This window comes from Pseudoalteromonas sp. S8-8, assembly GCF_000497875.1.
Lineage (GTDB): Bacteria > Pseudomonadota > Gammaproteobacteria > Enterobacterales > Alteromonadaceae > Pseudoalteromonas > Pseudoalteromonas arctica.
Map to the genome: position 1 here is coordinate 86,665 of NZ_AUTR01000043.1, position 11,823 is coordinate 98,487.

The 11,823-nt window shown below is 37.5% G+C and carries 9 protein-coding genes; 3 read left to right on the top strand and 6 right to left on the bottom strand.

Going from position 1 to position 11,823, the window contains the following annotated elements; translation table 11 throughout:
- Window positions 1-24 precede the first annotated feature (24 nt).
- From L659_RS0114990 to L659_RS0115000, 3 genes are all read right to left on the bottom strand, one after another.
- Window positions 25-1,641: a M56 family metallopeptidase gene (locus L659_RS0114990; RefSeq protein ID WP_024591071.1), complete on the bottom strand. Its 1,617-nt coding sequence runs from the start codon at window positions 1,639-1,641 to the stop codon at window positions 25-27.
- An 11-nt stretch (window positions 1,642-1,652) separates the two neighbouring features.
- Window positions 1,653-2,033, bottom strand: coding sequence for a BlaI/MecI/CopY family transcriptional regulator (locus tag L659_RS0114995; protein ID WP_002960288.1), 381 nt, complete (start codon window positions 2,031-2,033; stop codon window positions 1,653-1,655).
- Window positions 2,034-2,291: 258 nt separating this feature from the next.
- The gene (locus L659_RS0115000; RefSeq protein WP_024591072.1) at window positions 2,292-3,563 is read right to left on the bottom strand and encodes an O-acetylhomoserine aminocarboxypropyltransferase/cysteine synthase family protein; all 1,272 of its coding nucleotides are present in this window, start codon (window positions 3,561-3,563) and stop codon (window positions 2,292-2,294) included.
- Between the two features lie 342 nt (window positions 3,564-3,905).
- Between L659_RS0115000 and L659_RS0115005 the strand changes: the two genes are divergently transcribed.
- From L659_RS0115005 to L659_RS1000000123805, 3 genes are read left to right on the top strand one after another with little or no spacing between them, the layout of a single operon-like run.
- Window positions 3,906-4,562, top strand: a complete 657-nt coding sequence (locus tag L659_RS0115005) for an AbiU2 domain-containing protein (protein ID WP_024591073.1) — start codon at window positions 3,906-3,908, stop codon at window positions 4,560-4,562.
- Between the two features lie 29 nt (window positions 4,563-4,591).
- Window positions 4,592-5,182, top strand: coding sequence for a DUF6338 family protein (locus tag L659_RS0115010; RefSeq protein WP_024591074.1), 591 nt, complete (start codon window positions 4,592-4,594; stop codon window positions 5,180-5,182).
- Between the two features lie 14 nt (window positions 5,183-5,196).
- Window positions 5,197-5,364, top strand: a complete 168-nt coding sequence (locus L659_RS1000000123805; protein WP_165783609.1) for a hypothetical protein — start codon at window positions 5,197-5,199, stop codon at window positions 5,362-5,364.
- Window positions 5,365-5,491: 127 nt separating this feature from the next.
- Here the strand turns inward: L659_RS1000000123805 and L659_RS0115020 are convergent, their stop codons facing one another.
- From L659_RS0115020 to L659_RS0115030, 3 genes are all read right to left on the bottom strand, one after another.
- A complete protein-coding gene (locus L659_RS0115020) occupies window positions 5,492-7,663 on the bottom strand; it encodes a S46 family peptidase (protein ID WP_024591075.1) in 2,172 nt (723 codons plus the stop codon).
- 98 nt (window positions 7,664-7,761) lie between these two features.
- Window positions 7,762-9,852 carry a bifunctional diguanylate cyclase/phosphodiesterase gene (locus L659_RS0115025; RefSeq protein WP_024591076.1) on the bottom strand — a complete coding sequence of 697 codons (2,091 nt, stop codon included), beginning with the start codon at window positions 9,850-9,852 and terminating at the stop codon, window positions 7,762-7,764.
- Window positions 9,853-10,032: 180 nt separating this feature from the next.
- Complete coding sequence (locus tag L659_RS0115030; RefSeq protein ID WP_024591077.1) at window positions 10,033-11,820, bottom strand: M61 family metallopeptidase; 1,788 nt, start codon at window positions 11,818-11,820, stop codon at window positions 10,033-10,035.
- Between the last annotated feature and the right edge of the window lie 3 nt (window positions 11,821-11,823).

Genomic DNA, 11,823 nt, shown 5'->3' on the forward strand with positions numbered 1-11,823 from the left:
CCGAGCCTCATCGTAATTAAAAACTTATAGCAATCTCAACAATTGCGAACCAGGTATGCCGCTTTGTGGTAATAACGCGGGGGTAACTGCAAATGCTTCTGGAATTTTACTTTTGATTTCACCCATCTTTTTACGGTTATTTTGTTTATCATAAACATAATATTTAAGGATATTTCCGTATACATCGTCTTTTGCATCAACCTGCTCTAGGGTTTTTAACGCTTTATCGTAATCATCAAGGTAAATGTATGCCAGTGCTAAGTTATCAGCAGAGCCAACATGCAGCTTACCTTCAAGCTGTTTTGATAAATCTTCAAGCTCTGCAACAGCAAGCTCATAACGCCCTAGCTGTATATAGGCCGTTGCTAGTGAATTTTTTAAAAAGTAAGGTGGGTTACTGCCCGGCTCGTACCATTTTTCGTAAGCACTCAATATGTCTTCATATTGCTCAAGTTTAGAGTAAACGTGATTTAGCAGCCTAAAGCTTTGTAGTTTGATTTCAGCTTCTTCAAAACCAGTAAGTTTGTCTCTATTCAAGTGCCAATCTTGAATGCCTTGCGCAGCTTGGTTTAACAGTTCAGGTGTATCACTTTTTGCCCCAGCAGCACTTTTTAGAAGCTGTGCAAGTTGTTGTTTATATTCTTCACTTTTAACAGGAGCCTGAGACGTATTATTACTTTGCTGTTTGTTATCTGAACTACCATCTACAATTTGCGCTGCAGCTAAAGCACTAAAAGACATTGCCGCCGCAACCATAACCAAATATTTACTTTTCATTGTTTTTTCCTTGTTTAACATTTTGATCCTCTGAATATTAAAACTCTTAGAATGAGCAATATTCAAAAGTGGGGGGGTAAAAAAGTTATGCGAGCTTTTAGCACTTTGCTCTTGTAGCAATAAACTGGCTAAATCCAATTGGTATTTACCTTTTAGCTTTTGCATACACAACTCATCACAGCTAAGTTCGAGTTGCTCCCTTGCTAAACCAGTTAACTTTAAGCAAATAGGATTCCACCAAAAAACGCTTTCTATAAAACAAATAAGCCACGTCCAATAAATATCACCTTGTTGTAAATGAGTTACCTCGTGTTGAATGACTGAATCTAATTCTTTACGGTGTGTCATCGTCGACTCTAACCAAATAACAGGCTTTATTAACCCGGTAGCAAAAGCAGGTTCTGTATGGGTTGTTAGTCTAATTGGATACTGATTGTTAATGTGGTTAAGTTCAGGACTTGGCTTTGAGTTAATGTATAAATTTTTTATAAGCTTTACATATAAGCCCACGCGTAATAAAAACAGTCCAAAACCACTAACAAGCAAAATAATAAAAATATTACTCATTGATGGAACAAAGTCCCACATACTCTGCTTACTTAGTAGCGTGTTCGGAGTCGTTGTGTGTAAGGTATCTGGTATTAACACTTTTATATCGGGAACAATTTGCGCCACATTTAATGTGTAACGTTCTGATCCTTCAAAAAATGATAACTGAGATAAGTATTGCCAAGGGACAAACCAACATGCCAAGGCAATCATTAAAATGTAAAAGTTTAATCGTGCTGGGGCATTTTTAAGCCCTTTTACTGTAAGCAAAATACATAAGCTAATAAGTGTGCAAGTTAGTAAATAATCCGTCATTACCCTCTCCTTTAATCTAACTTCTTATTTTTTAAAAGCGTTTGTAAATATTCTATATCTTCATCATTTAGCTTTTCTTCTTTGATAAAGTGGGCAATTAAACTACGAGAATTACCTTTAAAAAATCGTTGCATAAAACTAGGCATAGCTTGCTCCGATAATGTGTCTTGAGTAACTATTGTTCTAAAAACAATAGCTCGCCCTTCATGTCCACAACGCTCAATCGCTCCTTTGTGTTCTAACCTATCTACAATAGTTTTAACTGTTGTATAGGCTACTTTTTTATCTTTTTGCTTATCAGCTAAAAGCACCTTATGTAGTTGACTCGCGGTACAGGGTTCTTCCTGCCAGAGCAGCTGCATAATATCCATTTCAAAATCACTAAGTTTCATTGTCGCCCCTATTACTACACTTGTAGTGGTACTGTTACAAATGTAGTAGTAAGTAATCTTAGTGTCAATACAAAATTGACATGTGAATAAAAAACAAACGGTAGAAATATAAAAGTCTTAGGAAGGTTTTATAAAAAAGGTAGATAAAATAAAGAGGTATACTTATTAATAGATTTTAGAAAAACATAAAAAACGATAGTTTATTTTCAACTAACGCTTTTTATGCTTTAAAGTTTTTTATGAAAGGTAGTGAGGTAACTATGCTTTATCGAGCGCTTGGCTTACATCTGCAATTATGTCAGCAATGTTCTCAATACCGACCGATAAACGAATTAAATCGCGGCTTACGCCCGCATTAGCAAGCTCTTCATCATTTAATTGGCGGTGTGTGGTTGACGCTGGATGACACGCAAGCGACTTGGCATCGCCAATATTAACTAAGCGTAAAATCATGTTTAGCGCATCAATAAAACGAGTGCCTGCTTCTAGGCCACCAGCAATACCAAAGCTTAAAATACCCGATGCTTTGCCACTGGTAATTTTTTGACTCATTTCTTTATACGGGCTTGATTCAAGCCCTGCGTAGTTAACCCAAAGCACTTTTGGATGATTTTCTAAATACTCAGCCAAGTGCTGTGCATTTTCGCAGTGGCGATCCATTCTTAAGCCTAAGGTTTCAAGGCCGATTAAAATGTCAGATGCGTTTTTAGGGGCAAGCGCTGCGCCAGTATTTCTAAGTGGCACTACTCTACAACGACCAATAAATGCAGCTTCAGCAAAAGCTTCGGTATAAACCACATTGTGATACGACGGATCGGGCTCGTTCATCATTGCAAAACGCGTGGCATTCGCTTTCCAATCAAATTTTCCTGAGTCGACAATCATGCCGCCAATAGCAGTACCGTGCCCGTTTATATACTTTGTCAGTGAGTGAACCACTATATCGGCGCCCAGCTCAAATGGGCGGCATAAATACGGCGTAGCCACGGTATTATCAACAATAAGCGGCACACCTTTGCTATGTGCAATACGTGCTAAACGTTCAATATCAACAATATTACCTGCAGGATTACCAATAGATTCACAAAAAACAGCGCGGGTGTTGTCGTCAATTGCATTCTCGAACGCGGTAAAGTCATCGGCTTTAATCATGCGCGCTTCAATACCTTGCCTAGGTAAGGTATGTGCAAATAAGTTATACGTGCCACCATATACTTGGCTGGTACTTACAATATTAGTGCCTACTTCACACAAGCATTGAATAGCATACGTAATAGCGGCCATCCCAGAGGCAACAGCTAGCCCACCAATACCCCCTTCCATTGCAGCAATACGTTGCTCAAGTACGGCATTAGTTGGGTTCATTATGCGGATGTAAATATTTCCAGGTACTTTTAAATCGAATAAATCAGCGCCATGCTGCGTATTATCAAATGTATAAGAAGAAGTGTGATAGATAGGCACGGCTGCCGATTTGGTCGTAGGCTCAGATTCGTAACCGTGGTGCAGTGCTAATGACTCTAATTTCATAATTATTTCCTTCAATTAATTTACCACTAAGCTAGCACTTCTTGGTTATAAAATGCACATGAAATATATTAAAGGGTGTTGAAGAGGTTTGATTTAAGTTCAGGGCGGATAAGAGCGATAACCGGACACTGAAAAAGTTAAATTTATTCCTATGTTTTGAGTAGAAGTCTAATTTTGTCCAATATCATTATTAAACGCCGTTTTGTGGCAAAATAACATGCTTAATTTCTAGCTGTTTTAATTACTTGTTTACAAAAGTAATTATTGGTGAAATTATCATGATGTGTAATATACGCCATTTTGGTGTGTTATAAACCATCAAAATAGTGTTAGGAGGACTCAATGAGTATCGATAAACCCGAAACTCGAATTTATGCTTCATATGATGAGTTTTGTAAGGAAAGAGGACTTCCTTTACCACACCGAGTTGAATTCGATCGAACTAAAGTAAATCAAGACGAGCTAAAGGTAATAAAAGAATACTTTACCAACTTATGCTTAGACTTAACGATTTATAGTGATCTATTTACAGAACAACAATCTATCGATGCAATGAATGAATTCAATTCTTTGGTGTTTAGCCGAATTCAAAAAGCATATATAGAGAAACTTTGCCTTAGTCTTGCTTGTTTGCTAGATCCGGCACAAACAGGAAAAAATAAAAATTTATCATTAGCTAGAGTTATAACTCAATGCGAGTGCCCTGAACTTGATGGTAAATATTCTGAGCTACTTAAACTTTATGAGTTCACAGGTATTAAAAGTTGGCGTAGTAAATTATTAGCTCATAATGATCTAAATACTTTAATGGGTAAGAAAAAGTTAGATTTGAAATTTGAGCATGATGACATCGAAAGTATTATTGAGCTAATCCAAGAAATCTTTGATGATATCTCAGATCCTACGGTTCACACGGATATCAGAATTATATTACCATTTGAACAAGATGTTAATCAGTTTGTAAGTAAATTAAAGTTGGCATCTAATAAAAATGCATAATAAGTTGCTTAAACGGAAAGGAGTATTCATTGAACATTTGGGAAGTTGATAAACTTTTTCTTTTTATAGGATTTGTTATTCCTGGATTTATTTCCATAAAGCTATTTGAGCTATTATTTCCTGGTCAAATAAAGGAATCATCAAAACAATTAGTTGATGCTGTCGCATACAGCTGTATAAATTACGCGCTATTGTTATACCCCATTTATTGCGTTGAGAGTAGTGACTTATTCAATAACCACACAAACTTATATGTCATTTTTTATGTGTTTGTTTTATTCGTTGCACCAATATTCTGGACATACATTTGGAAGAAACTTAGAGAAACTAATGCGTTTCAAAAAAATGCTCCACACCCAATACAAAAACCATGGGATTATGTTTTTTCTCAAAGAAAATCATTTTGGGTTATTGTCACCTTAAAAGATCAAACTCAAATTGCAGGCTTATTCAGTGGTAACTCCTTTGCTTCCAGTGCTCCAAGCCCCGAACAAATATATTTAGAACGGTCATGGAAATTAAATGGTGATGGTGGTTTTGAAAGAGAGCACAATCAAACTGACGGTGTAATTATTATCTCCTCAGAAATCAGCCATGTTGAATTATTTAAACTTACATAAAAAAGGAAAATTATATGTCTAAAACTCCAAAGCAAGTGAATAACGGTTATGTACCAGATAAAAGTAAAGGATATCAGCCAGCACCTTCTGGTCAAGGTACTGATGGACGTGTACAAGGTGGTTACCAGCCACCGTCTAGTGATGGTAATAATCCAACTAATACTCCCCCCAATAAAAAGTAATACGCATAACAAGAGTCTAGGGGTACGACAGTCCGCTTATGGCTGTGAGTTCACCCATTCGAATCAAACACCAACAAAAAAGGCGCTTCCTTTACGGTAAGCGCCCTTCTCTTATCTCACTAATTACTTATTTTACGATTGTCATTTCGTCTAATAAGTTTTGTGCATTATCTACTTTATCCATTACCCACAGCATGTAGCGTGAATCAACGTGGATTGAGCGATTAAGCTCTGGGTTATAATCCCAATCACCAATAATACTTTCGTAAACACCGTCGAACAGTAAGCCTACAAGCTCTGCTTTGCCGTTAAGTGTTGGCGAACCTGAGTTACCACCGGTAGTGTCTACATTTGATAAAAAGTTAACGGGTACTGTATTCATGCCACCCGTGTAATCACCGTAAAGCTTGGCTTTAATTTGCTCTTGTAGCTTTTTAGGTGCATTAAATGGGTCAACATCAGTGTTTTTAGCTAGTAACCCTTCAAGCGAGGTAAAAGGTGTTGCTACCAAGCCATCTTGAGGTGAGTAGCCGCCTACGGTGCCATAGGTTACTCGTAATGTGCTATTGGCATCGGCGTATACAGGTTTGTTTTTAGCTTTGTTAAACGCAATGATTGCGCTCATTAGCTCTGGGCGAGCGGCTTGTAATTTACCTGCAAGTGCTTTTGATTTATCTTCCTGTGCTTTCATTACTTTAAATATTGCTTTAGCGTACTGCACAAATGGGTCTTGGCTTTGATTTAGCTGGCTAAACGATTGCTCAAACAATGAACTACGAACAGTGGCATTATCAAGTCTTGACTGTTCATACATGCTATCAAGTAACGCGCTTTGGGTTGCTTTATCAAACCCATTTTGTACTTTAAATACGTTATCAACGTCGCTAAAACGCTCTTCTTTTGGAAGTGCTGCATACAGTTCTAAAAAGTGCAGTAAAATAGCTTTGTCTACTTTGCTATCATAACGGCGCGTCATGCGCTCAAGCCCTGCTTTAATGCGAGGTAAGTCACGTTCTTGATAACCAGATTCACGTTCGCTATTTGGCTTTTGTTTTTCGTAAGCTAAGCGGTATAAACGTCGTGCTGTACTGATCATTTGTGAGCGATGTACATAACCTAACATGCGGTCGCGTTCACTGTGCTCTTGTGATTGCGCAATTAGCTCAGATAGCTCACCTAATACGCTTCCGTATTGTTCTTTACGCTCACCATCACTATTGATCCATTGTGTTAACTCTTGCTCAAACTGTTTTTTGCGCTCAAGCATAGTGCCTTTTTTGAAGCTTTCGATCATCGAACCATAGTTTTTAATATAGTTGTTATAACCTGCAATGGTGCTTTCGTAAGCAATACGCGCTTTACTGCCGTCTTCTGAATTTTCTTCAATAAGCGACACGTATTTTGAGTTATGAACGCGTGCTTTAGGGTAACTGTCGTTAAATACGTTATCTACCTCTGTTGCAATGCGGTAGCGGTTAGTACGCCCTGGGTAGCCTGTAACCATTACAAAGTCGCCTTCTTGCACGCCTTTGGCACTTACTTTTAGGTAAGAGTCAGGTACGTAAGGTACGTTGTCTTCGCTGTACTCTGCAGGTTTTCCATCTTTGCCTACATAAGCGCGGTAAAAACCAAAGTCGCCTGTGTGGCGCGGCCACATCCAGTTATCTATATCGCCGCCGTATTTACCTACGCCCATAGCTGGTGCGTAAGTTAACCGTACGTCTTTTATTTCAAGTGACTTAATTAGGTAAAACTCTAAACCACCATGAAACGAATACACGTTACAACGATAGCTTTCATCGGCTTCACACTGGGCTACTAGCGCTTTTTCATTTTTTTCGAGTGCGTCGTAGCGTGCTTTTGCTGTTAGCTCGTTAGTACCTTTAATTACTTCATCTGTTACGTTGGTAACCGTTTTTGTTACATAGACGCGTGAGCCCGGCGCTGCAGGTAAATCTTCTGTAGGACTTTTAGCTAAAAAGCCATTTTCTAAAATATTGTTTTCAGGCGTTGAGTTGTATTGTACCGAGCCATAAACACAGTGATGGTTTGACACAACTAAACCCTTAGGCGATACAAACGATGCTGTACAGCCACCTAGGCTAATTACCGCATTCATTGGGAATTCGGTTAATTTAGAAATAGATTCAACATCAATTTCAAGCCCTTTGGCTTTTAAAATTGATTCTAACTCTGGAAGTTGGTGTGGTTGCCACATGCCTTCGTCGGCTATGGCACTACTTGAAAGTGATAAAGAAAATGTGGCTACTAATGTAGCTACAAGAGGTTTTAAACGCATTATAGAATCCTTTTTATTTGTTTCTATAACAGGTTACTCGCGATGGGACAATAAGGTCAATAGCCGTGCAATGAATTGTTACAATCGAGTGTTTAATCTTACTTTTTATCAAAATTCATCGAAAAATCAAGAAACTGTTTTGCTGGTATGGGTTTACTAAAATAGAAGCCTTGCATAAAATCACAACCCAATTCGTTCAATAAAGTATGCTGCTCTTTTGTTTCTACACCTTCGGCTACCACTGTCAGTCCTAAGCTGTGCGACATAGCAATAATTGCCTTTACGAGATTACAATCTTCATTGTTTAGTACAATACCGTCAATAAAACTTCTATCTATTTTAAGTACATTAAAAGGGTATTCTCTCAAATAACTTAATGATGAATAACCTGTACCAAAGTCATCCATTGATAAGTTAATGCCTAATGCAGTAATTTCAGTCAGTATATCAACAACATTAGTGTGGCAACTCATCAATACTCCCTCAGTTATTTCAAGCTCTAAACTTTCGGGGTTTACGTTTGCTTCACTCAATGAGTTTTGAATAAAACTGAGCAACCCTACGTCTCTAAATTGACGAGGAGATAAGTTAACAGCCATGGTGTATTTTTGTTGGCGTTTACAGGTACTTTGCCATGTGTTTAAAAAGTGTAATGCTTGACTAATTACAAACTTACCAATAGGTACAATTAATCCTGTATTTTCGGCAATAGGTATAAACTCATCGGGTGTTACATTACCTAGCACAGGGTTATGCCAGCGTAATAACGCTTCTGCACCAATGATGTGTTTATTTTTGGCGTCAAATTGGGGCTGGTAGAATAACTCAAATTCATTACGCTCAAGGGCGCCACGCATCTGCTCTTCTATTACTAGTCGGCGCTGAATAATTACGTTCATCTTTTTAGTAAAAAATGAATAAGTATTACGACCATATGATTTTGCTTGATACATTGCAGTGTCAGCATTTCGTAATAAATCAGCAACGGTTGTACCATTTTCTGGGTATATGGCTACACCAATACTCGCTGTTAGTATGTGTTCCCGGCCCTCAATTTTAAAAGGGGCTCTAAAGTTATTGACCAATTTTTCAGTAATTTTTAGCGCTGCATGGTGATCAGTTATACCTCGTAGTAATACGATAAACTCATCTCCACCTAGGCGCCCTACCGTGTCGTCTTTTCGCAGTGCCTCTTGTAGCCTTTGCGCTGATTCAATTAAAAGTTTGTCTCCTGTTTCATGGCCTAAAGAGTCATTTATTTTTTTAAAATCATCTAAATCCAAAAACAGTACTGCCGCTTTCTCGTTATTTCTTTGTGCTTCAATAAGTAATTGCGACAAACGATCAAGTGCTAAAAAACGATTTGGGAGTAAAGTTAGACTATCGTAATACGCTTGATGTCTAATTATTTCATCTGATTTATGCTGTTCTGTAATATCTCGAATAATAACCATTAACTGGTTATGTTCTGTTATTTTATTTATTCTTGCTTCAAAAAAAACGAGCCCATGGGGCAAAGCTAGCTCGTATTTAAAGCTCATCATCTGCTCTCTTTCTAATACAAGGCTGATATAGGTTTCAAATTTTTTGGCTACATCTTGAGGGAGTACATCACCCATTTTTTTACCAATAAATTGCTTTGGCTTGGTGTAGAGATCGGTCTCATTACTGGCATGATACTCAATAATAGTTCCATCGTTTTCCATCAAGAAAAATAAGTCAGGAATTGCTCCAAAAATAGTTTTTAGCATATGCTCATTAAATGACGCATCTGCTTGTGCCTTTTTAACCTCAGATAAATCAATATCAATACAGTACATTTGTTTTGTATTATATTGATTTGTAAACATAACATGGCTGGAAAAAACCGATACATTGTTTCCATCTTTGTCTTGTAAGATAATTTCAGATGCTGGAATTTCTATATCTTTTTTTACCCAGTCACTATGTGCGTTAATAACTAACTCACACATTGGCTCTGGAATTATAAGGTCTTCTATTTTTTGTCCTATGGCTTCTTCTTTGGTATATCCATAAAGTCGCTCACTGCCTTCATTCCAATAAATAACACGACGTTCATTGTCATAACCTTGAACAGAAATAACATTTACCGCATCAAATAACTGATGCAAATAGTCGTTAATTACAAATTGATGGGTTAAGTTTGAAGTCGGGTTATCTAATTTCATTTTGAGGCTATATCCATAAATAATTTTATTTAATAATAGAGAAATACTAAATAATAATTAAATTTAATTTTAATATTAAATTTCCATGTACATTATATACGCCATTATACAAAACAAAAAAAGAGCCGAAGCTCTTTTTTAATAATTGTTAACTATATTTAAACGCTATAAAAACTGAATTTATTTTTTTGTCACATCATTTGGATGTTCCACGCCAATCCATGCTTTGAATAGTGCTTTTTGCTCAGGCGTTGCCTCTTTATCAGCAACTACTTTTTTAGGCTTATCAAAATCTTCTGATAGTACTAATGTTAAGCTTTCAAGAGCATCGCGACGAAGATAGTCAATGGTTACTTTATCGCCTTTTTTAAACGTTTCTAAGCTAGTTTTTAAATCTTTACCTACGTGATGTTTGTTTATAGCGACTATTTTATCATCGGTAGTTAAACCTGCTTTCCACGCACTGCCACCACGGCGAACGTAACTTAACGTAAGTAACTCGCCGGTGTTTTTAGCGGTAGCATCAATGCTTGCAAGGGCTTTTGCTTTTTCAGGACGTTCAAATTTCAAGCCTACTTTAGTAAGTAAGTCGTCAAAGTTAATACTTGCAGGCGACTCAACATTTTCTTGCCACCAGCTTGAGTAATCACGCCCTGTTAAATCTTTTAAGATATTAAGTACATCTACATCTGTAAAACCAGCTGGCATTTTATGATTGTTATAAAGTGCTTTGTGTACGTCGCGATAGCTTATTTTACCTTGGCTTTTTTCTAGCAAGTCGATATCTAAAACTAATGAAAGTAATGAACCTTCTGAATAAATATTAGTGCTGTAATTACGTGCATGATCGCCACCTTGGTTAATCCATTTATCAAAGCTTGTTTCGCTTGCGCTTTGCACTTCACGGCCCGGTGTTTGTAAATGACGATTAATGGTTTTACTCATCACTTTAAAAAATTCATCTGTGGTTTCAATACCAGAGCGAACCATTAAATGATCTTCAAAATAACTTGTTGAACCCTCTGCAATCCAAAGCAGTTTAGAGTAATTCATATTAGTGTAATCGTACGGCACTAAACCTTGAGGGCGGTATGCTTTAACATTCCATGTATGAACAAACTCATGCGCAGCGGTGCTAATAAAGGCTAGGTAATCTTCGCGGCTACCAAATCTATCGCGTGGACGTTGAATAATTGTTGAGTTTAAATGCTCTGTTGCACCACCAGCACCCGACGTAGCATGTACCATAAATACATAACGTTCATACGGATAGCCATCCCAAATTACATTACCAGTGGCAACTAATTTTTTAAGATCGGTAAGCACTTGCTCTACATCGTAGTTACCATCGCCCCATATAACTAAATCGTATTCACGGCCATCTACTTCAAATGTGTGTAGTTGGTTAATACCCGTTTCGATTGGTGAATCAACAAGTACGTCGTAATCTGCTGCTTTAAATGAATTTTTGCCTTTTAAATTATCCATACCCGATACAGAGCGCCACTTTTTAGGTACCTCTAAATTAACGGTTACTGGCTCTTGGCGGAATGATTCACTAAACATAAAAAAGCCTGATGCATCTATAAATGCATGGCTGTCGTCAATGTGGCGAGCGCGCTTACCAAGCTCATTTGCATACACCTGGTAGTCAATATTAACTTCGGTTGGCTCATTAAGGTGTACACGCCATGTACTGTGATCAATTTTTTCCCATTTTAACTCTTTGCCATCTTCATCTTTAGCTTTGAAGTAACGAATGCCATTGGCAAGGTTTAGCATTTCATAGCGACCCGTTCGCCATGCAGGAAGTTTTATATCAAGATGTGCTTGCGCTGTTTTTGGAAACTCAACACTTACATCGCCTAAATGATGTTGTGGTTGTGAGATTTCTAAAGAATAATTTACATCGGCAAATACAGGTGCTGAACATGCAGCTAAAATAGATAGGGCTAATAACTTTTTCATAGA

Coding starts and splice junctions, on each gene's coding strand:
- L659_RS0114990 (WP_024591071.1), bottom strand. CDS start 1,641: ATGACGGATTATTTACTAACTTGCACACTTATTAGCTTATGTATTTTG.
- L659_RS0114995 (WP_002960288.1), bottom strand. CDS start 2,033: ATGAAACTTAGTGATTTTGAAATGGATATTATGCAGCTGCTCTGGCAG.
- L659_RS0115000 (WP_024591072.1), bottom strand. CDS start 3,563: ATGAAATTAGAGTCATTAGCACTGCACCACGGTTACGAATCTGAGCCT.
- L659_RS0115005 (WP_024591073.1), top strand. CDS start 3,906: ATGAGTATCGATAAACCCGAAACTCGAATTTATGCTTCATATGATGAG.
- L659_RS1000000123805 (WP_165783609.1), top strand. CDS start 5,197: ATGTCTAAAACTCCAAAGCAAGTGAATAACGGTTATGTACCAGATAAA.
- L659_RS0115020 (WP_024591075.1), bottom strand. CDS start 7,663: ATGCGTTTAAAACCTCTTGTAGCTACATTAGTAGCCACATTTTCTTTA.
- L659_RS0115025 (WP_024591076.1), bottom strand. CDS start 9,852: ATGAAATTAGATAACCCGACTTCAAACTTAACCCATCAATTTGTAATT.
- L659_RS0115030 (WP_024591077.1), bottom strand. CDS start 11,820: ATGAAAAAGTTATTAGCCCTATCTATTTTAGCTGCATGTTCAGCACCT.